Below are 26222 nucleotides of genomic sequence, written 5' to 3'. Positions count from 1 at the left end.
GCGGCGTTTCGTTAACGGCATCCGGCGGGAAAACCTGAGCACCCACGGCCATCGCCTTGACGCCGCAGGTTAGGACGCAGGCCTACTGCGCGTCGTGAAACACGAGGCCCAGGACGTGACGTCGGCCTGAACGCACGCGGCTCACGCCGTGGCGCAGGTTCACGCGATAGATGCCGCGCGTCCCGCGCACCGGGCGACGATGCACGGCGAACACGACCGCATCGCCGCGGCGCAGCGGCACGACGTCCGCGCGCGACTGCATGCGCGGGCGCTGCTCGGTGAGGACGAACTCGCCGCCGTCGAAGTCCTCGCCTGGTTGCGAGAGCAGCATCGCTACCTGCAGCGGGAACACGTGTTCGCCGTAGAGGTCCTGGTGCAGGCAGTTGTAGTCGCCGGCGTGATACCGCAGCAGCAGCGGCGTGGGCCGCGTCTGGCCGGCCTCATGGCAGCGTTGCAGGAAATCGTCGTGCGTGTCGGGATAGCGCACGTCGATGCCCATCGCCGCGTTCCATCGGTTCGCGACCGGCGCCAGATACGGATAGACCGCCTCGCGCAGCAGCGCGACCGTCGGCGGCAGCGGATAGGCGAAATAGCGGTATTCGCCGCTGCCGAACCCATGCCGCGCCATCACCACGCGGCTGCGGAAGCCGTCGGGCCGGTCGTACAGCGCGGCGATCGCGCGGCATTCGGCTTCGTCGAGCAGGCCCGGCAGCACCGCGTGGCCGCACGCGTCGAGCGATGCGGCCGTCCCTTCCCAGTCCTGCCAGGCGATGCGCTCGGCGAGCGCCTTGCGGTCCCGTCGCAGGGTCAACGCGGCGCTCATGCGCGTGCCTCGCGCTGCAGCAGCGTGCGCTTTCGCCCAACACCCCAGCGGTAGCCGGACAGGCTGCCGTCGGCCGCGACCACGCGATGGCATGGCACCACCACCGCCAGCGGATTGGCCGCGCAGGCCGCCGCGACCGCCCGGGCCGACCCGGGCACGCCCAGCCGCCGGGCCAGTTCGCCGTAACTCACCGTCGTTCCTGCCGGGACTCGCCGCAATGCACGCCACACCTTCGTCTGGAATGGCGTGCCCTGCAGATCGAGCGGCCGGTCCAGCGCGAGATGCGGCGCCTCGACGCAATCGACCACCGCCTCCAGCGCCGCCTGCACGCCGCCCGCGTCCACCGCGAGCGCCGCCGTCGGCAGCCGCGATTGCAGGTCGTGCACCAGCTTGCCGGCCTCGTCGCCGAACAGCACGGCGCGCAGGCCCGCGTCGCTCTCGGCCACCAGCACCAGGCCCAGCGAGCTTTCGCCGATGGCGAAGCGGACCGCCTGCCGGGTCGCGGGTTCACGTCGCGGATGGCAACGCAGGCACGCGCGGAAGCCGGCGCGTTCGGCGTCGTCGGGCGTGGCATGGAAGCGCACGTTCTCCGGACGCGGACGCCGCGCCGCGCACGAGGGCCGGCAGTACACGCCGGTGGTCTTCACCGAATAGACGAAGCGGCCATCGCTGGCGCGGTCGCGCGCGCACAACGCGACCCAGCGCGGGTCGCGTCCGGTATCGAAGGAAAGCTGAGGAAGCGTCATCGCGTTTTCTCCCGTGGAAGCAACGCGATGGAGTCTGCGCGCCGTGCCGCGCGCCCGATATCCGGATCGTGCGGCGAGCACGCTGCGGCGTTTACCAGGTCAGCAGCTTGTACTGCACCGGCGAGATCGGGCCTTCGCCCTTGCTGCTGTCGAGGATGCCGTCGGCGTTGTTGTCCACCAGGTAGTAGACCGGGCCGCGCGCCGGCGTGATGCGCACCACGCGCAGCTGGCCGGCGACGTAGTACTCGTCGATGGTGTCGCCGCCGCTGACGGTGCGCGAGCGCACTTCGGGGTTCTCCAGCCCGGCCGTGGGATCGCCGCCGCCCATCGTCGCGCAGCCGAACAGGGTCAACGGGAGCAGCAGGGCGAACAGAACGTGGCGCATGGCGGTCTCCTGGCCGACGGGGCGGGTCGCCCACAGGATACGCGCCGCCGCCGCAGGCCGGGGTGACGGCTACCGCAGGGGCGCAGCGTAGAATTCCCACATGACCGACACGCCACGCCTCGTCCTCATCGACGGTTCCAGTTATCTCTATCGCGCCTTCCACGCGCTCCCGCCGCTCACCAACGACGCCGGCGAACCCACCGGGGCGCTGTTCGGCGTGGTCAACATGCTGCGCGCGACGCTGAAGGAGCAACCCGCCTACGTCGCCTTCGTGGTCGACGCGCCGGGCAAGACCTTCCGCGACGACCTGTATCCGGAATACAAGGCCAACCGCGCCGCGATGCCCGACGAACTGCGCGCGCAGGTGCAGCCGATGTGCGACATCGTCAACGCACTGGGCATGACGATCCTGCGCATCGAAGGCGTCGAAGCCGACGACGTGATCGGCACGCTCGCCGTGCGCGCGGCGGAGCAGGGCATCGACGTGACCATCTCCACCAGCGACAAGGATTTCGCGCAGCTGGTGCGCCCGCGCATCGCGCTGGTGAACACGATGAGCGGCAGCCGGCTGGATTCCGAAGCCGGCGTGATCGACAAGTTCGGCGTGCGCCCGGACCAGATCATCGACCTGCTCGCGCTGATGGGCGACACCGTAGACAACATTCCCGGCGTCGAGAAATGCGGCCCGAAAACCGCGGCCAAGTGGCTCGGCGAATACGGCACGCTCGATAACGTCATCGCGCATGCGCAGGACATCAAGGGCAAGATCGGCGAGAACCTGCGCGCCGCGCTGCCGCGCCTGCCGCTCAACCGGACGCTGACGACCATCAGGACCGACGTCGAGCTCGATCGCGCGCCGACCGACCTGGTGCTGCGCGATCGCCATGTCGACGAACTGCGCGAGCTGTACGCGCGCTACGGCTTCAAGCAGGCGCTGCGCGAACTCGAAGGCCCGGGCGCGGTGGTCGAGGATCACGCGAACAGCCCGACGGGCCTTCGCAATACCGCGGCCGGCCACGCGCGTTCCGGCGCGCCGGCGGAAGCAGTCGATCCGTCGCTGTCGGCGAAGGGCGATTACGAGGCGATCCTGACCCCGGAGCAGTTCGACGACCTGCTGGCGCGCCTGCGCGACTCGGAGGAGTTCGCGTTCGACACCGAAACCGATTCGCTCGACCCGATGCAGGCCAACCTCATCGGCCTGAGTCTCGCGGCGGAACCCGGTCGCGGCGCGTACCTGCCGCTCGGCCACGATTATCCGGGCGCGCCGAAGCAGCTCGACCGCACCGAAGCGCTGGCCGCGTTGCGCACGCTGTTCGAGGATCCCACGCGCAAGAAGATGGGCCAGCACGGCAAGTACGATCTGCACGTGCTGCGTCGCAACGGCATCGACGTGCGCAACTACGCCGACGACACGATGCTGCAGAGCTTCGTCTACAACGCGACCGCCACGCGCCACGACATGGATTCGCTGGCCAAGCGCTATCTCGGCTACGAGACCGTGCGCTACGAGGACGTCGCGGGAAAGGGCGCGAAGTCGATTCCGTTCTCGCAGGTGTCCATCGAGGACGCCACGCGTTACGCCGCGGAAGACGCCGACGTCACGCTGCGCCTGCATCGCGTGCTGTCGCCGAAGGTCGAAGCGGTGTCGGGCCTGGCGCACGTGTACCACGAGATCGAGATGCCGCTGGTGCAGGTGCTCGAACGCGTAGAAGCCAACGGGGTGATGGTCGACGCCGACGAGTTGCGCCGACAGTCGGCCGACCTGGGCAAGCGCATGCTCGCCGCGCAGCAGAAGGCGACGGAACTGGCCGGTCGTACGTTCAACCTCGATTCGCCCAAGCAGCTCGGCCAGTTGCTGTTCGACGAACTGAAGTTGCCCGCGCTGGTGAAGACGCCGTCGGGCGCGCCTTCGACGAACGAGGAAGCGCTGGAAGCGATCGCCGACCAGCACGAGTTGCCGCGGGTGATCCTGGAGTACCGCGGCCTGTCGAAGCTGCGCAGCACCTACACCGACAAGCTGCCGGAGATGGTCAACCGCGACACCGGCCGCGTGCACACCAGCTACCACCAGGCGGGCGCGGCGACGGGACGGCTCGCGTCGAGCGATCCGAACCTGCAGAACATCCCGATCCGCACCGACGACGGGCGCCGCATCCGTCAGGCGTTCGTCGCGCCGGAAGGGCGCCGCATCGTCGCCTGCGACTACTCGCAGATCGAGCTGCGGATCATGGCGCACCTGTCGGAGGATCCGAGCCTGCTGCGCGCGTTCGAATCCGGCGCGGACATCCATCGTGCGACGGCGGCGGAGGTGTTCGGCAAGCCGTTCGATGATGTCACCCACAACGAGCGTCGTGCGGCCAAGGCGATCAACTTCGGCCTGATGTACGGCATGGGCGCGTTCGGGCTGGCGCGGCAGCTCAACATTTCGCGCGGCGAGGCGCAGGACTACATCGCGCTGTACTTCAGTCGCTACCCGGGCGTGCGCGATTTCATGGAGCGCACGCGGCAGCAGGCGCGCGAGCAGGGCTATGTCGAAACCGTGTTCGGGCGCCGGCTCTACCTGGACAACATCCACGCGCGCAACCAGGGCCTGCGTGCCGGTGCCGAACGTGCGGCGATCAACGCGCCGATGCAGGGCACGGCGGCGGACATCATCAAGCTGGCGATGATCTCCATCGACGGCTGGCTGGCCGACCACCGCGACCGCGCGCTGATGGTGCTGCAGGTGCACGACGAACTGGTGTTCGAGGTCGAGACCGGCTTCGTCGATACGCTGGTGAATGAGGCACGCGAGCGGATGGCGCGGGCGGCGGGTCTGCGGGTTCCGCTGGTGGTCGACACCGGCGTCGGCGCCAACTGGGACGAGGCGCACTGACCGTTCGTCGGGATGGTGTGACCGTCAGGTTCCGTGCCATCGGCCGCGCGCGACCGCTCCTGCCGGAATCCCCGGGGAAAAACGTTTTCAGCTGGGTGAATGCACCCTGAATCCAACAAATTGTTAACCCGGATCTTCACGAACCATCCATGTACGGAATGGTCATATAGGTCGCGACAGGTGCAACGCCTGTCGCCGATCTCTCCCTCCCCTGGAGTGATCCCGGAGCGAAGACCCCTCCCCAGGTCCCGCTCCCCAGCCCCGCCGGCCCCCCCTGCCTGCGGGGCTTTTTATTTCTGGCGTCGCCAGAAATAAAGCCAAAGTTTTGCGAGGCAAAACTTCGGGCCCCGCGCCGATGCTTCCAATCCCCGCGGCTGCCGCCGCGCCCCCTTACCAAGGGGGCTGGTGCTTCGATCGGTGCTGCGTGCCTGTCTGCTGCGCGCGCTTTCCTCCACCCCGGCGAAGGCCGGGCTCCAGGCCCGCAGCGCGATCGAAAGCTCCGGTTCTGTAGCCCGGGTAAGCGAAGCGCACCCGGGGCGCGACTGCCTATCCGATGTGCTCCGCCCGACGTTGCCTGGCGCCCGTGGTTCTACCCCGACGTCTCCAAGGTCATCCTGGCGAGGGCCGGATCCAGGCCCGCAGCGCGTCCGCCAAGCGCGATCGAAAGCTCAGACCAGTTCGTCCAACCAATCGCGCGGGCGCAGGTAATCGGCCAGGCGCGCCTCTGCGCTGCCTTCCTCCGGCGCGAAGCCGTATTCCCAGCGCACCAGCGGGGGGAGGCTCATCAGGATCGACTCGGTACGGCCGCCCGATTGCAGGCCGAACAGGGTGCCGCGGTCGAAGACGAGGTTGAACTCGACGTAGCGCCCGCGACGGTAGAGCTGGAACTGGCGTTCGCGCTCGCCGTACGGCGTGTCCTTGCGGCGGCCGACGATCGGCAGGTACGCGTCGAGGAAGCCGTCGCCCACGGCGCGCAGGTAGGCGAAGTCGGCATCGGCGTCCTCGTGCAGGTCGTCGAAGAACAGGCCGCCGACGCCGCGGGTTTCGTTGCGATGCTTGAGGAAGAAGTATTCGTCGCACCAGTGCTTGTGCTTCTCGTAGCGCGCCTGGCCGCCGAAGGGTTCGCACAGCTCGCGCGCGACGCGATGCCAGTGCAGCACGTCCTCGTCGACCGGATAGAACGGCGTCAGGTCGAAGCCGCCGCCGAACCACCACGCCACGGTCTCGCCATCGCGCACGGCGCGGAAGTGGCGCACGTTCGCGTGCGTGGTCGGGAGGTGCGGATTGCGCGGATGGAACACCAGCGACACGCCGACCGCACGCCACGACGCGCCCACGAGCTCAGGCCGCGCGGCGGTCGCCGACGGCGGCAGCTTGGTGCCGGACACGTCGGAAAAACCGATGCCCGCCTGTTCGAACACCGCGCCGTCGCGCAGCACGCGCGTGCGCCCGCCGCCTCCTTCTGCGCGCTGCCACAGGTCTTCGCGGAAGCGCGCGCTGCCGTCGGCGTGCTCGATGGCCGCGCAGATGCGGTCCTGCAGGTCGGTGAGGTAGGCGCGGACGTCGTCGAAGGCCGGGGCAGGCGAGCTCATGTTCACAGGGACATAGCGGGGCAGGCGCGCATGATAGCCGCCGCTCCGTTCAGGGAGCCGTCGACGGACCGGCGTTCGCCGGGCATCGCCGATGCCAAGGTGTGGGAGGTGTGTGATGCGCATGCTCCGCCCGTGTGTCCTGTCCGCCGCCCTGATCGCCGCGTTGTCGGCGGTCTCGTGCAAGCGCGAGGCCGCGCCCGACGCGCCCACCGCGCCGCCCGCCGCGCAGGCGCCCGCGATGCCATCGCCGGCCGCACCAGCCGCCACGGCGCAGGCCGAACGCGTGTTCGGGCAGGAAGAACTCGACCAGATGGTCGCGCCGATCGCGCTGTATCCCGATTCGCTGCTCACGCAGGTGCTGATGGCGGCCACGTATCCGGGCAACGTGGCCGATGCGGTGGCGTGGTCGAAGGCGCATCCCGATGCGAAGGGCGATGCGGCGGTGAAGCTCGTGGCCGACCAGCCGTGGGATCCGAGCGTGCAGTCGCTGGTGGCCTTCCCGCAGGTGATGTCGACGCTCTCGCAGGATCCCGGCTGGGTGCAACGCCTGGGCGACGCGTTCCTCGCGCAGCCCGGCGACGTGATGGACGCGGTGCAACGCCTGCGCCGCGCCGCGCAGGCCGCCGGCAACCTGCAGAGTTCGGAACAGCAGAAGGTGACGGTCGTGGCAGCGCCAGCCTCACCCGCGCCAGCGCCCGTCGTGGTCCAGGGCGAGGCGCCACCTCCGCCGCCGCCGACGCAGATCATCCAGATCGAGCCGGCGAATCCCGAAGTCGTCTACGTGCCCAGCTACAACCCGACCACGGTGTACGGGTCGTGGCCTTATCCGTCGTATCCGCCCGCGTACTACCCGCCGGCGCCGGCGTGGTATCCGGGAAGCGTGCTAGCGGCCGGCCTCGCATTCGGCACGGGCGTCGCGGTCGCCGACGCGCTGTGGGGCGACTGGGACTGGCACGGCGGCGACGTCGACATCGACGTGAACCGCTACAACAACATCAACGTCAACCGGCAGATCGACGCGAGCCGCAGCACGTGGCAGCACGACGCGAATTTCCGTGGCGACGTGCCGTATCGCGATGCACGCAGCCGCGAGCAGTTCGGCCAGCGTCCGCTGCCGGGCGCGGAGCAGCGCCAGGCGTTCCGCGGCAACGACGCGGCGCACCAGGCCAGTCGCGATCGCGCGCGGCAGGAAATGCAGCGGCGCGGATTCGAAACGCCGGCCGCGAGCAATCGCCAGGCGCAGGAACGTGCGCGCGAAGCCGGACGCGATCTGCGCGAACCTCCGGGCGGCCTGGATTCGCGGGCCGGGCAGGGCGGTGCGGGCCTGCAGCGCGATGCCTCGCGCGAACGGGCGCGCGAAACCGCACAGGCGCGCACGCAGCAGGTCTCACGCGATGGCTCGCGCGATCACGCGCGCGAGGTGGCGCAATCGCGCGGCCAGCAGGCGCAGCATCGCGATGCCGGGCCGCGTACCACGCACGCGAACCAGCAGGCGCGCAATCAGGCGCGCGGGACGCATGCGAGCAGCCTCCAGCATTCGCAGGCGAGCCAGCCGCGCCTGCAGGACCACGCGCAACACCGCCCGGCGCACGAGGTCTCGCGCAACAACGCGTTCGAGGGCGCGAGGCATCCGCAGCAGACGCACGCGCAGGTCCAGCGTGGACAGCAGAGCCGGCAGATGCAGCAGCGACCGCAATCGGCGCGGGCCGGTGGACATCAGGTGCAGCGTCAGTCGCGCGGCGGTGGCGGCGCGCGGCGGCGCGGTTGATCGCCATTCGATCGCAGGTTCGATGAGGAGTCCTTCGATGAAGCGTGCAACCCGGATCGTCCTGGCCTTGCCGATCGCGCTGTGCCTGTCGCCGGTGTTCGCGCAGAGCGCCTATCCCACCGCCGACGCGGCGGCGGATGCGTTCGTCGCCGCGGTCGAACAACGCGACCAGGCGGCGCTGCAGAAAGTGCTCGGCGCGCAATGGCGCGATTACATTCCGCTGGAAGGCGTCGAGCGTGAGGACGTGGATGCGTTCCTCACGCAATGGAAGCGCTCGCATCGCATCGTGACCGAGGGTGCGCAGGCCAGGCTCGCCGTCGGCGACGCCGGCTGGACGCTGCCGATCCCGTTGAAGCAGGACAAGGGCGGCTGGCGGTTCGATCCGAAGGCCGGCGGCGAGGAAATGCGTGTGCGCCGGATCGGCCGCAACGAGCTTGCGGTGCTGCAGGCGGTGCAGGCGTATCGCGACGCGCAGCTGGATTACGCCGGACGCGATCACGACGGCGACGGCGTGCTCGAGTACGCGCAGCACATCCTCAGCAGCGATGGACGGCACGACGGGCTGTACTGGCCCGACGACGGCAGCGGCGACGTGAGCCCGCTCGGTCCGCTGTTCGGCGACGATCTGCCGAAGGGCGATTACCTCGGCTATCGCTATCGCATCCTCACGTCGCAGGGCGCGTCGGCGCCGGGCGGCGCGCGCGATTACCGCATCGACGGACGGATGACGCGCGGCTTCGCGCTGATCGCGTGGCCGGCGAAATACGGCGACACCGGCGTGATGAGTTTCATGATCGGGCCGGACGGGCAGGTGTTCGAGAAGGACTTGGGCCCGGGCAGCGAAGCGCTGGCGAAGGGGATGAAGGCGTTCGATCCGGATTCGAGCTGGAGCGAGGCGGCATCGGCTGCGGGTGCGACTGCGGGGAGGTGAGGGTGGCGTGCACGACGCCGTACCGCTGACGAAAGCATCGGCACATCACTGCATCGCACGCCCCGTCCCCTCACCCCAACCCCTCTCCCGATGGGAGAGGGGCTAAACCGCAGCAGACGTTACTTCAACGTCCGCTCGAACAACTCATAGATCCGCCGATACTCGTCATACCAGCTGTCCGAACGCGTGAAGCTGTGCCGCTCCAGCGGATACGGCGCGATCTCCCACTTGTCCTTGCGCAGTTCGATCAGGCGCTGGCTCAGCATCACCGAATCCTTGAAGAACACGTTGTCGTCGATCATGCCGTGCGCGATCAGCAGGTTGTCCTGCAGCTTGTCGGCGAAGTTGATCGGCGAGGAGACCTGGTAGGCCTCCGGATCGAGTTCGGGCGTGTTGAGGATGTTGCTGGTGTACTCGTGGTTGTACTGCGACCAGTCGGCCACCGGGCGCAGCGCGGCGCCGGCCTTGAACGTGCCCGGCGAACGGAACAGCGCCATGAACGTCATGAAGCCGCCGTACGAGCCGCCGTAGATGCCGGCGTGGTCCTTGTCGCCCTGCTTGTTGGCGACCAGCCAGTCCAGGCCGTCCAGGTAATCCTCGAGCTCCGGATGCCCCATCTGGCGATAGATCGCCGTGCGCCAGTCGCGGCCGTAGCCTTCGGACGCGCGGTAGTCCAGATCGAGCACCACGTAGCCCTGCTGCACCAGCAGGTTGTGGAACATCTGCTCGCGGAAGTAATTCGGATAACGCTCCGACACGTTCTGCAGGTAGCCCGCGCCGTGCACGAACATCACGATCGGATACTTGCGGCCCGGCTCGTAGTTCTTCGGCCCGTAGAACTTGCCCCACACCACGCCGGCGCCGTGCTTGCTCGGCACCTGCACGTATTCGGGCTGGATCCACTCGCGGTTCCTGAACTCGGGCTTGCGCGTGTCGGTGAGCTGCGTGGCGTTGCCGCCGGCGGCGCTCACCACCGACAGCTGCGGCGGCATGTAGCTGGCCGAATGGCGCACGAGCACCTTCGAACCATCCGGCGACAACGAGAAGTCCTCCACGCCGTCCAGCGAGGTCACTTCGCGCACGTCGCCGCCGGCGACCGGCACCGCGCACACTTCGTAATCGCCCGGCCACTTGCGGTTGCAGGCGAAGAAGAACGTCGCGCCGTCCGGCGAAAGCGCCGGCGCCGAGACTTCCCACTGGCCGCTGGTGAGCTGGCGCGACCTGCCGCCATCGTTCACGTACAGGTGCGAATAGCCGCTGCGTTCGGACAGGAACCACAGCACGCCGTCGCGCGTCCAGCCGAAGTCGTTGAAACCCCAGTTGATCCACGCCTTGTCGGTGAGGCGGTCGCGGGTGACGAGCTTCGCGTTCGCCAGGTCGACGCTGGCGATCCAGCGATCCTTGTTGTCGACCGCGCGCACCAGTAGCGCGACGTTGCGCGAATCCCCGCTCCAGTGGATCGCCGGGCCCGAACCGTCGCCGTCGGTTTCGATGCGCACGGCGCGATCGCCCTTCAGCGGTTCCTGCTTGGCGGCCTTGCGCATCGCGGCGAGCGGATCGTCCTTGATGCCGGGCAGCGTGTCGAACTTGAGTTCGGTCGCCTTCGACGCATCGACGTCCACCAGCCACAGCTTGTGCGGCAGCGGCGCGTTGCGGCCGACGCGCGTGCGCACGTCCTCGAATTCCTCGTAACCCGATTCGGTCACGTACTTGGGCATCTTGCCGGCCTGGCCTTCCTCGGCGCCCTTGGCGGTGGTGACGACCAGCAGCCACTTGCCGTCGGGCGAGAGCGCGCTGTCGGCCACGACGACGTCCGGCCCCAGGTACGTCGGCGCCGGCGCGCGCGTGGGATCGGCGCGACGCCAAGCGTCGCTCTGGTCGCGCGCGGCGTCGCGCAGTTCCTTGTCCTTCCTCAGCGTGGCGATCGTGGCGAGCTGGCGCTCGCGCAGGTCGTCGGCCTTCGGCGGCGCGGCGGGATCCTTCTCGGCCTTCACCACCGCGGCCTGGCTCACGCCGCGGCCGGCGCGCCACTGGTACCAGTCGTTGGCCTGGCGGAAGACGAGGTTGCCGTCGCTGCTCCACTGCGGCGTGGCCTCGTCGGCGTTGGTGCGCGTGACCTGCGTCAGCGCGCCGGTGCGCAGGTCGCGCACGAACACGTCGCCGTTGCGCACGAACGCGGTGCGCGTGCGGGAGGCGTCGAGCACGGCGCGCGGAGCGTCGAGATCGGCGCGTGCGGCGCCGTCGAGCACCGTGGCGGCGCCGCCGGCGACGGGCTGCTGGTAGGTGTCGCGGATCGCGGCCCCTTCACGCTTGAGCTGGTACTGAACGCGTTGGCCATCCCAGGCCCACCAGGCCTGTTCGACCGGCGGCCCGATCCAGTCGGGATCGGCCATCGCCTGGGTCAGCGTGACCGGCGTCTGCGCCTGCGCAGTACTGGCCAGCAGCGCACTGTTGAACAACAGGACGGAAAACGCGAGGGAAGTGAGGCGGATGGGACTCGATGGCATGAGGTCGGACCGGCACGGTTGGACAAAACCCCCGCAGCGTATCAGCCCACCGCTGTGCCGGATCGGGCCATGCGTCATGGGTGGGACGTTCTGTCCGAAGACACCCACTGCGACGGCGCGCACACTCTGCGCCCGGCCCCCTTCGATGGAGTGACGCCGTGGACGCCCTGCTGCTTTCGCGCATCCAGTTCGGGTTCGTGATTTCCTTCCACATCCTGTTCCCGGCCTTCACCATCGGCCTGGCGAGCTGGCTGGCGTTCGTCGAATGGCGCTGGCTGCGCACGCGCGACACGCTCTGGCGCGACCTGTATTTCTTCTGGATCAAGATCTTCGCCGTGTCCTTCGGCATGGGCGTGGTGTCGGGCATCGTGATGAGTTTCCAGTTCGGCACCAACTGGGCGACGCTGAGCGAACAGGCCGGCAACATCCTCGGGCCGCTGCTGAGCTACGAAGTGCTCACCGCGTTCTTCCTGGAAGCGACGTTCCTGGGCGTGATGCTGTTCGGCTGGGGGCGCGTGAGCGAACGGCTGCATTTCCTGTCGACCGCGATGGTCGCGCTGGGCACGCTGATCTCCACGTTCTGGATCATCTCGGCCAACAGCTGGATGCAGACGCCGCAGGGCTACAGCATCGTCGACGGCGTGTTCCATCCGGACGACTGGTTCGCGATCATCTTCAATCCCTCCTTCCCGGTGCGGCTCGCCCACATGGTGCTCGCCGCGTTCATCACGACATGCTTCGTGATCGGCGGCGTGGGCGCGTCGTACCTGTTGCGCGGCGTGCACGTGGACGCGGGCAAACGCATGCTCAAGGCGGCGGTGCTGTTCGCCTCGATCACGGTGCCGGCGCAGGTCGTCGTCGGCGACCTGCACGGGTTGAACGCGCTGGAACACCAGCCGACCAAGGTCGCCGCGCTGGAAGGCCACTGGGAGAGCGAGCCCGAAGGCCACGGCATGCCGTTCGTGGTGTTCGCCGTGCCGAACGAGCGCGCCGAGCGCAACGACTTCGAGTTCGCGATTCCGCGCGCCGGCAGCATCATCCTCACGCATTCGTGGAGCGGCGAGATCACGCCGCTGAAATCGGTGCCCGCGAGCGAACGCCCGCCGGTGAAGCCGGTGTTCTATGCGTTCCGGGTGATGGTCGGGCTCGGCACGCTGATGCTGGTCCTCGCGCTGTTCTCGCTGTTCCAGTTCTGGCGCGGGCGGTTGTACGAATCGCGCCTGGCGCTGCGCGGCTGGCGCCTGCTGACGCTGGCGGGCTTCGTCTGCATGTTGTCGGGCTGGTACGTCACCGAGATCGGCCGCCAGCCGTACGTGATCTACGGCCTGCTGCGCACCGCCGACGCGGTGAGTCCGACCCTGGCCGCGGCCAGCGTGATGACGTCGCTGATCGTCTACATGGTCGTGTACGCGATCGTGTTCGGCGCCGGCATGTGGTACCTCACGCGCCTGGTGAAGAAGGGCCCGCTGCCGCACGAACCGCCGCAACACACCGAAGGCGGCGAGAAGACGCCGGCGCGACCGCTGTCCGCCGCGGGCGAGAACCTGGAGGAGGGCGTGTGATGGACATGGCGACCGTGCTTCCGGTGATCTGGTTCGGCGTGATCGGCTTCGGCGTGCTGATGTACGTGGTGCTCGACGGCTTCGTGCTCGGGCTCGGCATCCTCGCGCCGTTCGCGGAAACCGAGCAGCAGCTCGATCACATGATGAACACCGCCGCGCCTATCTGGGACGGCAACGAAACCTGGCTGGTGCTGGGCGGCGCGGGGCTGCTCGCGGCGTTCCCGAAGGCTTACGCGGTGGTGCTCTCGGCGCTGTACCTGCCGGTGCTGCTGATGCTGATCGCGCTGGTGTTCCGCGGCGTCGCCTTCGAATTCCGCTTCAAGGCCAACCGCGCCAAGCCCGCGTGGGGGCTGGCGTTCGCGCTGGGCTCGATGGTGTGCGCGTTCGCGCAGGGCGTGATCCTCGGCGCGCTGGTGGAAGGCATGCCGCTGCAGGGCGGCAAGTACATGGCCGGCGCGTTCGGCTGGTTCAGCCCGTTCTCGATGCTGACCGGCATCGCGGTGCTGTTCGGCTACGCGCTGCTGGGCTCCACGTGGCTGATCCTGAAGACCGAAGGCCGCATGCAGGAGATCGCGCGCGGCCTCACCCGCCCGCTGGTGCTGGTGGTCGTCGCGTTCATGGGACTGGTGAGCGCGTGGCTGCCGTTCCTGGACTCGCGGATCATGGCGCGCTGGTTCGAAGGCGCGAACTTCTGGTGGCTCGCGCCGGTGCCGCTGCTGGCGCTGGCCAACGCCTGGGCGCTGTGGCGCGCGGCGATGCGCCACGGTCGCGACGCCACGCCGTTCGTGCTGACGCTGAGCTTCTTCGCGCTGGGTTTCATCGGGCTGGTGCTGGGTATCTGGCCGCACATCGTGCCGCCGGGCCTGACGATCTGGGATGCGGCCTCGCCGCCGTCGTCGCAGGGCTTCGTGCTGGTCGGCCTGATCATCCTGCTGCCGGCGATCCTGGGCTACACGTACTGGTCCTACAGCGTGTTCAAGGGAAAGGTGGCGGCGGACGCGGGGTATCACTGAATCGGGATGGGGGATTCGCGATGACGCGGTCGGGCGCCGATTCGCGGACGCCTTCACACGCGCGCTTTACGAAACCCCAATCCCGAATCCCGAATCCCGGCGTTCCGACGTTATGCTGTGGCGAAAATCTCGCCGCGCCGTCCCCCCGCGTGCGCACGCCGCCGGAACCGATGCAAGCCTACGTCTACAAGAGCCTCCGCAAGGCCGACACCTACGTTTATCTCGCGCAGCGCGACGAGTTCGCGCGCCTGCCCGAACCGCTCCGCACGCAGCTGGGCACGCTGCAGTTCGTGCTGGAAGTCGCCCTGACCCCCGAGCGCAAGCTGGCCCGCGAAGACGTGGCGGTGGTGCGCGAAAACCTGGTCATGCGCGGTTTCCACCTGCAGTTCCCGCCCTCCGTCGAAGACCCGATGCGGGAGGACTGGGGCACCGATGCCTGAGCCGACGCCTTCCGTCCGCGCGCCCCGCGCCGCGTCGCTGCCGTTGCGCGTCGGCGGCCTGCTCGCCGGCGGCATCGTGCTGGGCCTGCTCGCCGGATTCGGCGGCGTGGTCGCGGCCATCGCCGGCACGCTCGCGCAGCCGTTGAACGCACTGGCCGTGCGCGCCTGGCGCGACGGCGGCCTGCCCGAACGCCGCGACGCGCTGCGCGATGCCGGTGCGCTCGCGCTGGTCTGGATCGGCGCCGTCGCGGTGCTCGCCGCGCTGCTCGCCTGGCCGCTGTCGTCGCTGCTCGCGAGCGGATCGCTCGCCGCCGCGCTCGGCGTCAGCGTGGTCGTCGGCGCGGGGCTGCTCGGCCTGTGGCGCGTGTGGCCGCTGTGGCTCGGGCTGGAACGCGACGGTGGACCGCTGCGCGAACATTCGCAGGCGCTGGGTGAGCTCGAACTCGGCGCGTGGCGCGGCCTCGGCGTGGCGGGCATCGTGCTGGTCATCGCCGCCGCCGTGTTGCTGCTGGCGTGGCCGCAATGGCTCGGGAGCGGCGCCCGCTGGGCGCTTGCGGCGGTGCTCGCGTTCGGCGCGCCGGCGCTGCATGCGCTGCTCCAGCAGATCGAGCCGGCCGATCCGCTGCCGGGCTTCGCCTTCGATGCCGACGAGGACGAGGAAGAATCCGATGAGCCGGTCGCGGTCCTCGAAGGCGAACCGCTCGCACCGCTGCTCTACGCCGCCGCGCGCGCCGGACGCGTGGAGCGCGCGCTGGAGCTGATCGAACTCGGCGCCGACGTCACCGCGCCGCCGCCGGCCGACGATCGCGACCAGCGCAGCCTCGCTGTGCTCGCCGCCGTGCTGCCCGACCTGCGCCTGCTGCGCGCGCTGATCGCCAACGGCGTCGACCTCAACGCCAGCCACGCCGGCATGACGCCGCTGCTGGCCGCCACGCGCGACAGCTGGCACGGCCGCCCCGATGCGGTGATGACCCTGCTCGCCAACGGCGCCGACCCACGCCTGACCGACGCCGAAGGCAACACGCCGCTGCATCACGCCGCGCGCAGTTCCGACCCGGGCGTCGCCGCGCTGCTGCGCGATGCGGCGGCCGAACTCGACCCGCTCAACCGCGATGGCCTTTCCCCGCTCGGCATGGCCTGCGCGGTCGGCAACTGGCGCCTGGCGAAATTCCTGCTGGAACGCGGCGCGCGCCCGGAGCCGGGCGACGGCCAGCCGGCGCTGCTCGCCGCGGCCGGCGGCGAAGAGGACGATCCGGCCGGCGTGGCGCTGCTGCTCAAGCACAAGGCGAAGGTGGACGCGCGCGATCGCCGCGGCCGTACGGCGCTGCACGAGGCGGCGTTCGCCGGGCACCTCGACATCGCCACGACGCTGCTGGGCGCGCACGCCGATCCGTCGATCCGCGACCACGACGGACGCACGCCGTTCCTCGAGGCCGCGCGTGCCGCGCGCGAGGCGCTGATCGACCGCCTGCTCGAACACCTTCCGCGCGCCGGTGCCGACGCGGTGGCCAGCGCCGATGCGCGCGGTCGCACCGCGCTGATCCTGGCGTGCATGGCCGAATCCGCATCGCCTTCGCTGGTGCAGAAGCTGCTCGACCTGGGCAGCGAGGCCGAACACCGCGATGCCGACGGCAAGCGCGCGATCGACCGCGCCGCCGAAGCCGGCCGCTGGTCGCTGGTCGCCGCGCTGGATCGCGCCTATCCGCTGCCGGCCGCGCTCAGCGATGCCGACGACGATGCGCCGCTGCCCGATCGCGCGCCGACCGTGCTCTTGCGCGACGGCCTGCGCGACGGTCGAGCGGAGGAACTCGGCGGCCTCGCGCAGTTGCTCAGCGCTAAGGAACGCGGCGCGTTGCTGCACGATGAGGACGCGATCGGTTCGGCCGAGCGCGTGCGCTGGCTGCTCGCGCAGGGCGCCGATCCGGACGTGCGCGATCCGCAGGGCGACACGCCGGTGCACGCGATGCTCGCCCGCATGCCGGAGGCGGAAACCTCGCTGCGCGCGCTGCTCGAACGTGCGGTGTCGCCGGCGGGTGCCGGCGGGCTGGCGCGCTTCCTCGCGGCCTCGCAGGGCGGCGCGCGCGATTCGACGACGCTGGAGAACCTCGCGCTCGAGCTGCTCGATCGCGGTGCCGATCCGTTCGCGCGTTCGCCGGTGGGCGATCCGCCGCTGGCACTCGCCGTCCGCCTCGGATGGGCGCGGCTGCTCGATCGCCTGCTCGCGATCGGCGCCGACCTCAACGCGCGCGACAGCCATGGCATGAGCGCGCTGCACCTCGCCGCCGCGCTCGGGCGCGACGGCATGCTCAAGCGCCTGGTCGCGCATGGCGCGGCGCCCGACCTGCTCGCCGCCGACGGCCAGACGCCGCTCGGCGTCGCGCTGTCGTCGGGGCGTCGCGATCTGGCGGACTGGCTCGACTGGCGCGGCTGGCCGCTGCCGCGCCGTCCGCTGCAGGCGCAGGACATTCCGGCCGCGGCGATCGTCGGCGACGCCGATGCGGTGCGTCGCCTGCTCGACCTCGGCCTGCCGGTCGATGCCACCGACACGCAGGGCTGCACCGCGCTGCTGCGCGCGGCCGGCGGCGGGCATCGCGCCGTCGTCGACCTGCTGCTCGCGCGCGGCGCGGATCCGCAGCGCACCGCGAATTCCGGCGCGACGCCGCTTTCGGCCGCGGTGAGCATGCGCCACGCGGACATCGTCGATCGCCTGCTTGCCGCCGGTGCGCCGCTGGAACAGCGCCTGCCGGGCGATCTCACCGTGCTGATGGTCGCGTGCGCGCTGGGCCTCACCGATCTGGCCGCGCGCCTGCTCGCCGCCGGCGCCGACGTGCAGGCCTGCGACGCCCAGGGCCGGCAGGCGCTGCATTGCGCGGCGATGTACGGCTTCAACGCGCGCGAGCGTTCGCGCCTGGTCGCGCTGTTCGACACGCTGCTGCTGGCCGGCGTGGATGCCGACCAGCCGGCGGCGGGCGCGACGCCGTTGCTGCTCCTGCTCGGCGCGCGCGCCGAACCGGGCAGCGATGCCGACGAGGACGTGCTGATCGCCGGCCTGCAACTGTTGATCGACCACGACGCGTCGCTCGATGCGAAGGACCCGCGCGGTTTCGGGCCGCTGCACCTGTCCGCGCTGCACGGCCTGCCGCGCGTGGTGCAGTTCCTGCTGCGCGCCGGCGCCGACCCGGACCTGCGCGACGCGCTCAACCGCACGCCGCGCGAGATCGCGGTCATGCGCGGCTTCATCGACATCGCGGCGGAATTCGCGCCCGCGGCCCCGGGGCAGAACCTGTCGATGGCGAGGTTCCTGCGCGAGCCGCGCTAGGTTCCGACAAAACAGCGCTTTTGTAGCCCGGGTAAGCGAAGCGCACCCGGGTTATGCGGAAGCGCCAAGCGAGCTCAAGTGCCGCGACGACGTGACGTCGCTGGGCGAAGTCGTGCCTTCTTCCGGCGCGCTGGCTGCGACCGTTGACGGTCTCGCCCAACAGGCGTGTTCCCCGGGTGCGCTGCGCTTACCCGGGCTACGGGAGCGGCGTCGCCGCGCGACCGGTCACTCTTCCTCGTCGACCGACGCCATGTCCTTGCGCGTCGCATCGGCGATCTCGTTCAGCACGCCGGTACCGCGATCGGCGTCGAACAGTTCTTCCAGTTCGCGCCGCGCATCCTGCGTGGATTGCAGCAGCGCGTCCTCGTCGTCGCGGATCAGGTACTGCGCGTGCAGCAGGCGCAGGTCGTGTTCGCGGAACTGCTCGGCGTGGTCGCGCGCCACGTTCTCGGCGACGCCCAGTTCCACCAGCACCTTCTCGCCCATCTTCAGGCTGCTGTAGAACGTCTCGCGGATCGCGCGCGCGCCCAGGTCCATCAGTTCCCACGTGTGGCGGCGATCGCGCGCACGGGCGAACACCGTCGCGTTCGGATACAGCCGCCGGATCGTCTCCACCGTGCGCAGGCTTTCCTCCATGCTGTCGATGGCGATGACGAACACCTTCACCTGGTCCGCGCCGGCCGATCGCAGCAGCTCGGGCTTGGCCGGGTCGCCGTAGTAGACCGGGTTGCCGAAGCGGCGAACGAAGTCGACCTGGTCGGCGCTGTGCTCGATCGCGATGAAGCGCGTGTGCTGCGCCACCAGCAGGCGCGCGACGATCTGCCCGAAGCGGCCGAAGCCGGCGATCAGCACTTCGGGCTGGTCGTTGGGAATCGAATCGAACGCGCGCTCCTGCGCGCGCGGCGCGGCCGAGATCGCGCGCGCCATCGCGATCACCAGCAGCGGCGTGAGCGCCATCGAGATGCCGACCGCGGCGACGAGGCGGTCGCGCGTGGGATCGTCGATCAGCGCCGCCTTCACCGCTTCGTTGAACACCACGAAGGCGAACTCGCCGCCCAGCGCGAGCACCGCGCCCAGGCGCAGCGATTCGCGCGTGTTCAGGCCGCCGGGGAATTGGCCGACGAAATACAGGATCGAGAACTTCACCAGCAACAGCGCGAGCGCCAGCCCGGTGATGAGCAGCGGCTCGGACAGCACGCGGTTGAGGTCGATGCTCATGCCCACGGCCATGAAGAACAGGCCGAGCAGCAGGCCCTTGAACGGGTCGATCTGCGCTTCGAGTTCGTGGCGGAATTCCGAGTCGGCCAGCAGCACGCCGGCGAGGAACGCGCCCAGGCCCGCCGACAGCCCCGCGCCCTGCATGATCCACGCGGTGCCGAGCACGACGAGGAGCGCGGCGCCGGTGAACACTTCCGGCATCTGCGCGCGCGCCACGATGCGGAACACCTGGCGCAGGATGAAGCGCCCGCCGATGACGACGGCGGCGATCGCGCCCAGCGCCCGGGCCACTTCGGCCCAGCCCAGCTGCGTGTCGGCCGCGGCGGCGCGGCCGAGCAGGGGAATCGCGGCCAGCAGCGGGATCGCCGCGAGATCCTGGAACAGCAGGATCGCGAAGGACAGGCGCCCGTGATCGGTGGTCATCGCCTTGCGTTCGGACAGCAGCTGCAGGCCGATCGCGGTGGACGAGAACGCCAGGCCCATGCCGATCACCAGCGCCGGCTTCCACGACGCGCCGGCGACCATCGCCGCGCCGCCGATGGCGAGCGCGCTCAGCGCGACCTGCGCGCCGCCCGCGCCGAAGATCGGCTTGCGCATCACCCTCAGGCGCGACGGCGAGAGCTCCAGTCCGATCACGAACAGCAGCATCACCACGCCGATTTCCGACGCGGCCAGCACCGGCTCCGCGTTGGCGACGAACCGCAGTCCGTACGGCCCGAGCGTCACGCCCGCGGCCAGGTACCCCAGCACCGCGCCCAGCCCGAAACGCCGGAACACCGGCACCGCGATGACCGCGGCCAGCAGGAATACCAGTGCCAGTTCCAGACCGCCGCCGTGCATGATCGCCTCCGTTTTGGGAATTATGCCTTCTGCGAGGCTATTTCTCGTTGCTGCTGGATGATGGGTTCGTCACGTTCATTCCTTCCACAGCATCGGCCTGGCGGCCGGAAGGGAGGAGCGGTGCGACTCGGCTTCATCCGACTTGGCGATCCCACCACGAGCGGCGGCAAGGTGATGACCGCAAGCGGTGGTCCGTTCTTCACAATCGACGGAACGCCAGCTTCACTGGAGGGCGATCTTGCGGAGTGCCCGGCCCACGGTGGCGTGTTCAAGATCGTTGGAGGCTACGACGGCTGGATAGACAACGGAAAGCGCGCTGCCGTCGAGGATCTCAGTCGGCTGCAGTGTGGTTGTGGGCTGATCTCGACGGTCCGGAATTCGTTCGCTGCCGTGAGTCCGTCATCACGAGGAATCAACCCTGGGGCAGCAGCCGCATTTGCAGCGTCGTCCGTCTCCACACTTGGCGATGGGACTTACGACGAGCAGATCCGGTTCGTGTCCAAAAGAGGGAAGGCCCTCGGTCAAACGCGTTACACGCTAACGATGGCGAATGGCCAAACCTTCTCTGGACTTACCGACGCCGATGGAAACACCGCGCGTCTTGTGACCCGAGAGCCCATTCCCGTCGTCGAGGCGACATTCCTTCCGTCCGGGCGCATGCAGCCCTGTTGCGCCAGGAGGGCTCCGATTGGTGCCCGGACCGTAGCGATAAGGGACGTGCGTACGAATTCGGATCGCGTCGGCTACTCGAGCTCAACGGTAACTCTTGAAGGCGAGTCAAGGAACCTGACGACGGGCGAGATCGCCATGGTGCGATCTGTATTCGGAGACGCCATCGACTACAACAAGGTAAAGATTCATAACGAAGAGTACATGTGGTTCGGCATGCAAGACGCAAAAACCGCAATGGCGCCTGATGGTGAGATCTACTTCAGTCAAGCAGGCTATAAGGAGGACTTCTCAAGGGAGAGCGTCGTCGATAGATGGTGGCTCATCCACGAAATCGTGCATGTGTGGCAAGCCCAGCTTGGTTATTCCGTTCGGCTCAATGGTGCAATGCTTTTCCCAGGGAGGGTGGTTGGGGATGTTTACAGCTATGAGCTCACGAACGCTGACGGCTCCATTCCCCGGCTTCAGGATTTCAATATGGAGCAGCAAGGCGACCTTATTGCGGACTACTTCCTGATCCATACGGGCCTAGTCAACAAGCGACACAAAGGGGCGCTCACTGAAAGCGGAAAGCAAGTAGATGACTGGGCGAAGTTCTACCGAGTCTTACTTGATTTCATCGCCTTCCCGAGAAGCCGAAATCTTCTGCCGAATGGGGGCCGGTAACGTGAGTTCGGGAGCAAGGAAGTGAAACGATGGGTTGCATGGGCGGACGCCGTCCTGGCTGGGGTGTTCCTTTGCGTCGGCGTAATCTGTATATGGACAGCTCAAGTAGACGCGGAGGCGACCAGGGTCAATGGAATCGGTCGCGACATATACGCGTATGCAATCTGGGGCGCGATGCTCTATTTCCCGCCCGGATGCATCTTGTTCGCCCTCGCCTCGTGGGCGGGTTTTCGAAAGGCTCGGTTCTCCATGGTCCTGCATTACCTTGCGATTGCCTGGGCCTCACTTCCTTTCGTTTTGATGTTGTTGAACTAGCGTCGCCTGCTCTCCGCAGGCTCACTGTCGGTCAAAACAAAAACGCCCCGCAATGCGGGGCGTTTTTCTTGTACTGCTTCGACGGACCTCAACGCTTCATCGAACTGAAGAACTCGTCGTTCGACTTGGTCGTCTTCATCTTGTCCAGCAGGAACTCCATCGCGCCGATCTCGTCCATGCCGTGCAGCAGCTTGCGCAGGATCCAGATCTTCTGCAGCAGTTCCGGCTCGATCAGCAGGTCTTCGCGACGCGTGCCGGAGCGGTTGATGTTGATGGCCGGATAGACACGCTTCTCGGCGATGCGGCGGTCCAGGTGCACTTCGGAGTTGCCGGTGCCCTTGAACTCTTCGTAGATCACCTCGTCCATCTTGCTGCCGGTGTCGATCAGCGCGGTGGCGATGATGGTCAGCGAACCGCCTTCCTCCACGTTACGCGCGGCACCGAAGAAACGCTTCGGACGATGCAGCGCGTTCGCGTCGACACCGCCGGTGAGCACCTTGCCGGAGGACGGCACGACATTGTTGTACGCGCGCGCCAGTCGGGTGATGGAGTCGAGCAGGATCACGACGTCCTTCTTGTGCTCGACCAGGCGCTTGGCGCGCTCGATCACCATTTCGGCGACCTGCACGTGGCGGCCGGCGGGTTCGTCGAAGGTCGAGGACACCACTTCGCCGCGCACGGTGCGCTGCATTTCGGTCACTTCTTCCGGGCGCTCGTCGACGAGCAGCACGATCAGGTGGACGTCCGGATGATTGCTGGTGATGGCCGTGGCCACCTGCTGCATCATCATCGTCTTGCCCGCCTTGGGCGGCGAGACGATCAGCGCGCGCTGGCCTTTGCCCTGCGGCGCCATCAGGTCGAGGATGCGGCCGGTGATGTCCTCGGTCGAACCGTCGCCGCGCTCCAGGCGGAAGCGCTTGCGCGGGAACAGCGGGGTCAGGTTCTCGAACAGGACCTTGTTCTTCGACGCTTCCAGCGGCTCGCCGTTGATCGTGTCGACCACGGCCAGGGCGAAGTAACGCTCGCCATCCTTCGGCCAGCGGATGCGGCCGGACAGGTGGTCGCCGGTGCGCAGGTTGAAGCGGCGGATCTGGCTGGGCGAGATGTAGACGTCGTCCGGGCCGGCCAGGTAGCTGGCCTCGGCGGCGCGCAGGAAGCCGAAGCCGTCCGGCAGGATTTCCAGCACGCCGTCGGCGGCCACGCCTTCGCCGTGGCGGGTCAGCACCTTGAGCAGGGCGAAGATCACGTCCTGCTTGCGCGCGCGGGCGACGCCGTCGGTGATGTTCAGCTGCTCGGCGATCTCCAGCAGCTTCGGCGTGGGCATGCGCTTGAGGTCGCCCAGCGAGTACTGCGGGAAGCCTTCGGGCACCTGCGGATGCGGGCGCGGCACGAACTGTTCGCCGTTGCCGCCGTCGTCCTGCATGCCGCCGTTCTGGTCGCGGTAGCGTTCGCGCTGGCGCTCGCGGCGGTTGCGGAAACGGTCGCGACGATTGCCGCGGTTGCCGCCTTCGAAATCGCGGCCTTCGCGCGACTGGCCGCCTTCGCCGCCGTGGGCGGAGGCGCCTTCGGCGCGGGACTCGGACGGCGCGGCGGCTTCGGCGGCCGGAGCCGGGGCTTCGGCGCGCGGCGCGGGCGCTTCGCTGGGGGCGGACTCGGTGGAGACGGCGGACGGCGCGTTGTCGGCGGCCTTGCTCACGCGCGCCTTGCGCACGCGCTTCTCGGCGACTTCGCCGGCGTCAGGGGTGTTATCGGACAAGCAGGGAATCCTCGCTAAGCGGCGAGCGCTCGCAGAGGGCGAGCGGAACGTCAGGGACGATGGTTTCGAAAGTGGGGTGCGGCGCGAGACGGGTCCGTACGGGCTACGTCGCGGAAGGTCAGGAACGCCGGGTGGAATGAAACTAGCACTGCCTTCGCGCGGCGGCAAGCGCCGGGACAGGAGGCGTTCACGTCTGCCGGGGTGGGCAGGAAAGCCTGAAGCAACAGGCGGTTGGGCGGTCGCAGTCCCGCCCTTGCCCTCTCCCGCGCCGGGAGAGGGCCGGTGCAGCGGAAGGCGTCAGATCGCCTTGTCGATCATCTGGCTCAGCTGGGCCTTGCCGACGGCGCCGATCTGGGTCGCCTGGACCTGGCCGTTCTTGAACAGCAGCAGCATCGGAATCGAGCGCACGTGGTACTTCATCGCCGTGGCGCGGTTGTGGTCCACGTTGACCTTGGCGATCTTGACCTTGCCGTCGTAGGCCTGGGCGAGCTCGTCCAGGGCCGGTGCGATCATCTTGCACGGGCCGCACCATTCGGCCCAGAAATCGACCAGCACCGGTTCGGACGACTGCAGCACGGCGGCGTCGAAGTCGGCATCGCCAACGTGCAAAATTTTCTCGCTCACGGGACTCTCCTGCGGGTGGGGCATGACGGCCGGCCCTGGGCCGGCCTTCGGGCGGTTGATCGGCCCGGCTTGCCCGACGGGCGTGCCGGATCGGTCGTTACGGTAAACTGGGGCGTTTCGCGGGGACTTCAAGCCCGGACCAGCGGTCCGATCCGGCCGGTTCCCGACCCCTTTCCGAGCCGGCGCCCGAGCGGGCCCGGCCCCGGCAGTCTGCGATGCGGACGCCACCCACGCAAGCGCGCCAACGCAACATTGCATGCCGCAACTGCACGGCGCGCGCGGACTTCCAAGCTGATGAGCGACAAGCCTCTAACCGACGTTTCCTTTTCCTCGTTCGACCTGCATCCGAGCCTGCTGGCCGGGCTCGAAGCCGCCGGCTTCACCCGCTGCACGCCGATCCAGGCGCTGACGCTTCCCATCGCGCTGCAGGGCCGCGACGTCGCCGGCCAGGCGCAGACCGGCACCGGCAAGACGCTGGCCTTCCTCGTCGCGGTGATGAACCGCCTGCTGACCCGCCCGGCGCTGGCCGAGCGCAAGCCGGAAGACCCGCGCGCGCTGATCCTGGCGCCGACGCGCGAACTCGCCATCCAGATCCACAAGGACGCGGTGAAGTTCGGTTCCGACCTCGGCCTGAAGTTCGCCCTGGTCTACGGCGGCGTCGACTACGACAAGCAGCGCGAGCTGCTGCAGAAGGGCGCCGACATCATCATCGCCACGCCCGGCCGCCTGATCGACTACGTCAAGCAGCACAAGGTCGTGTCGCTGCACGCCTGCGAGATGTGCGTGCTGGACGAAGCCGACCGCATGTTCGACCTGGGCTTCATCAAGGACATCCGCTTCCTGCTGCGCCGCATGCCGATCCGCACCGAGCGCCAGACGCTGCTGTTCAGCGCGACGCTCAGCCACCGCGTGCTGGAGCTGGCGTACGAGCACATGAACGAGCCGGAGAAGCTCGTCGTCGAGGCCGAGACCGTCACCGCGGCGCGCGTGCGCCAGAAGGTGTTCTTCCCGGCAGACGACGAGAAGATCCCGCTGCTGCTCGGCCTGCTCTCGCGCAGCGAAGGCGCGCGGACGATGGTGTTCGTCAACACCAAGGCGTTCGTCGAACGTGTCGCGCGTGCGCTGGAAAAGGGCGGCTACCGCGTCGGCGTGCTGTCCGGCGACGTGCCGCAGAAGAAGCGCGAGACGCTGCTCAACCGCTTCCAGAAGGGCCAGCTGGAAATCCTCGTCGCCACCGACGTGGCCGCGCGCGGCCTGCACATCGACGGCGTCTCGCACGTCTACAACTACGACCTGCCGTTCGACGCGGAGGACTACGTCCACCGCATCGGCCGCACGGCGCGCCTGGGCGCGGAGGGCGACGCGATCAGCTTCGCCTGCGAGCGCTATGCGATGTCGCTGCCGGACATCGAGGCCTACATCGAACAGAAGCTGCCGGTGGCGGCGGTCGAGGCCGACCTGCTGGTCGCCATCCCGCGCCCGCCGCGCGAAGTGCCGGAAGGCGCCGAAGGCGAGGGCGAGAACGAAAGCATCGGTTCGATCTTCAAGGAAGCGCGTGAACAGCGAGCGGCCGATGAAGAACGCCGCGGCGGTGGCCGCAGCCGTGGCGGCAAGCCGGGCGGCGGTCGCAGCGAGGGCCGTCGTGAAGGCGGGCGTCGTGAAGGTGGTCGCGGCGAAAGCCGCGATGGCGCGCCGCGTGGCGAGCGCAAGCCGCGTCCACAGCCGGTGGTCGATGCCGCCGCGCAGGCGCACCAGGCCGTCGAGGCGGCGACGCCGCCGACGGGCGATACCGAACGCGCCCCGCGCAAGCGCCGTCGCCGTCGTGGCGGTCGTCGCATCGAAGGCGCCGACGCCGCCACGCAGGCCGCCGCGCCCCCGCAGACCGGACCGAAGTCGCCGACCCAGGTCCATGCGCAGAAGGCCGCCGGCAAGCCGGCCGCGAAAGACGGCGACAAGCTCGGCCTGCTGCATCGCATCGGCCGTGGCCTGAAGTCGCTGATCTCGCGTTCGCCGCGCAGCCAGCACTGAGGAACCCCCCAGGCGCCGTTCCATGCGAGCGGCCCGGCTCTGATGATCGCGTCCGTCGCGAACCGCGTCGCGGTTTGCGCGCCGCGGTCGATTTCGCCCTAGCCAGCGCCGCCCGTGCCGCCGATACTGGGCGGCACGTGTGTGT

At 68.9% G+C, this 26222-nt stretch carries 17 protein-coding genes; 9 read left to right on the top strand and 8 right to left on the bottom strand.

Features of this window, described 5'->3' with window-relative positions; genetic code table 11:
• Positions 1-82: 82 nt before the first annotated feature.
• The 3 genes from I4U41_RS17905 to I4U41_RS17895 form a co-directional block, all read right to left on the bottom strand.
• On the bottom strand, positions 83-823 hold the full coding sequence (locus I4U41_RS17905) for a 2OG-Fe(II) oxygenase (RefSeq protein WP_206862540.1): 741 nt from the start codon (positions 821-823) through the stop codon (positions 83-85).
• Complete coding sequence (locus I4U41_RS17900) at positions 820-1569, bottom strand: methylated-DNA--[protein]-cysteine S-methyltransferase (RefSeq protein WP_206862539.1); 750 nt, start codon at positions 1567-1569, stop codon at positions 820-822. The genes I4U41_RS17905 and I4U41_RS17900 overlap by 4 nt, the downstream gene beginning before the upstream one ends.
• Before the next feature lie 91 nt (positions 1570-1660).
• The gene (locus I4U41_RS17895; protein ID WP_206862538.1) at positions 1661-1954 is read right to left on the bottom strand and encodes a DUF2782 domain-containing protein; all 294 of its coding nucleotides are present in this window, start codon (positions 1952-1954) and stop codon (positions 1661-1663) included.
• Between the two features lie 100 nt (positions 1955-2054).
• On the opposite strand from I4U41_RS17895, the gene polA reads away from it, so the two are divergent.
• Positions 2055-4829 carry a DNA polymerase I gene (gene polA / locus I4U41_RS17890; protein WP_206862537.1) on the top strand — a complete coding sequence of 925 codons (2775 nt, stop codon included), beginning with the start codon at positions 2055-2057 and terminating at the stop codon, positions 4827-4829.
• 668 nt (positions 4830-5497) lie between these two features.
• On the opposite strand, the gene hemF is transcribed toward polA, so the two are convergent.
• On the bottom strand, positions 5498-6421 hold the full coding sequence (gene hemF / locus I4U41_RS17885; protein ID WP_206862536.1) for an oxygen-dependent coproporphyrinogen oxidase: 924 nt from the start codon (positions 6419-6421) through the stop codon (positions 5498-5500).
• A gap of 115 nt (positions 6422-6536) precedes the next feature.
• Here hemF and I4U41_RS17880 point away from each other — a divergent pair, with 115 nt between their 5' ends.
• Both I4U41_RS17880 and I4U41_RS17875 read left to right on the top strand, forming a co-directional pair.
• Positions 6537-8189: a DUF3300 domain-containing protein gene (locus I4U41_RS17880; protein ID WP_242525348.1), complete on the top strand. Its 1653-nt coding sequence runs from the start codon at positions 6537-6539 to the stop codon at positions 8187-8189.
• A gap of 37 nt (positions 8190-8226) precedes the next feature.
• Positions 8227-9120, top strand: coding sequence for a DUF2950 domain-containing protein (locus tag I4U41_RS17875; RefSeq protein WP_242525347.1), 894 nt, complete (start codon positions 8227-8229; stop codon positions 9118-9120).
• A gap of 119 nt (positions 9121-9239) precedes the next feature.
• On the opposite strand, the gene I4U41_RS17870 is transcribed toward I4U41_RS17875, so the two are convergent.
• On the bottom strand, positions 9240-11627 hold the full coding sequence (locus I4U41_RS17870) for a S9 family peptidase (protein ID WP_206862534.1): 2388 nt from the start codon (positions 11625-11627) through the stop codon (positions 9240-9242).
• A gap of 158 nt (positions 11628-11785) precedes the next feature.
• Between I4U41_RS17870 and I4U41_RS17865 the strand changes: the two genes are divergently transcribed.
• The 4 genes from I4U41_RS17865 to I4U41_RS17850 all read left to right on the top strand — a co-directional run bounded on the left by I4U41_RS17865 (position 11786) and on the right by I4U41_RS17850 (position 17961).
• Complete coding sequence (locus I4U41_RS17865) at positions 11786-13189, top strand: cytochrome ubiquinol oxidase subunit I (RefSeq protein WP_206862533.1); 1404 nt, start codon at positions 11786-11788, stop codon at positions 13187-13189.
• A complete protein-coding gene (cydB, locus tag I4U41_RS17860; protein WP_206862532.1) occupies positions 13189-14202 on the top strand; it encodes a cytochrome d ubiquinol oxidase subunit II in 1014 nt (337 codons plus the stop codon). Before I4U41_RS17865 ends, cydB begins: the two co-directional genes overlap by 1 nt.
• 170 nt (positions 14203-14372) lie before the next feature.
• Positions 14373-14642 carry a YcgL domain-containing protein gene (locus tag I4U41_RS17855; RefSeq protein ID WP_206862531.1) on the top strand — a complete coding sequence of 90 codons (270 nt, stop codon included), beginning with the start codon at positions 14373-14375 and terminating at the stop codon, positions 14640-14642.
• On the top strand, positions 14635-17961 hold the full coding sequence (locus tag I4U41_RS17850; RefSeq protein WP_206862530.1) for an ankyrin repeat domain-containing protein: 3327 nt from the start codon (positions 14635-14637) through the stop codon (positions 17959-17961). The genes I4U41_RS17855 and I4U41_RS17850 overlap by 8 nt, the downstream gene beginning before the upstream one ends.
• 225 nt (positions 17962-18186) lie before the next feature.
• Here I4U41_RS17850 and I4U41_RS17845 read toward each other — a convergent pair whose 3' ends face one another.
• Positions 18187-20019, bottom strand: coding sequence for a monovalent cation:proton antiporter-2 (CPA2) family protein (locus tag I4U41_RS17845; RefSeq protein WP_206862529.1), 1833 nt, complete (start codon positions 20017-20019; stop codon positions 18187-18189).
• 120 nt (positions 20020-20139) lie between these two features.
• On the opposite strand from I4U41_RS17845, the gene I4U41_RS17840 reads away from it, so the two are divergent.
• Positions 20140-21354, top strand: a complete 1215-nt coding sequence (locus I4U41_RS17840; RefSeq protein ID WP_206862528.1) for a PAAR domain-containing protein — start codon at positions 20140-20142, stop codon at positions 21352-21354.
• Between the two features lie 403 nt (positions 21355-21757).
• Here I4U41_RS17840 and rho read toward each other — a convergent pair whose 3' ends face one another.
• Complete coding sequence (gene rho / locus I4U41_RS17835; protein ID WP_206862527.1) at positions 21758-23425, bottom strand: transcription termination factor Rho; 1668 nt, start codon at positions 23423-23425, stop codon at positions 21758-21760.
• A 297-nt stretch (positions 23426-23722) separates the two neighbouring features.
• Positions 23723-24049: a thioredoxin TrxA gene (gene trxA / locus I4U41_RS17830; protein WP_206862526.1), complete on the bottom strand. Its 327-nt coding sequence runs from the start codon at positions 24047-24049 to the stop codon at positions 23723-23725.
• Between the two features lie 294 nt (positions 24050-24343).
• Here trxA and rhlB point away from each other — a divergent pair, with 294 nt between their 5' ends.
• Positions 24344-26077, top strand: coding sequence for an ATP-dependent RNA helicase RhlB (gene rhlB, locus I4U41_RS17825; RefSeq protein ID WP_206862525.1), 1734 nt, complete (start codon positions 24344-24346; stop codon positions 26075-26077).
• Positions 26078-26222: the final 145 nt, after the last annotated feature.

The sequence above is a fragment of the Lysobacter changpingensis genome, assembly GCF_017308985.1.
GTDB lineage: Bacteria > Pseudomonadota > Gammaproteobacteria > Xanthomonadales > Xanthomonadaceae > Lysobacter_J > Lysobacter_J changpingensis.
The sequence above is the reverse complement of the archived record's forward strand: the minus strand, read 5'-3'. Positions and strand labels throughout refer to the sequence as shown.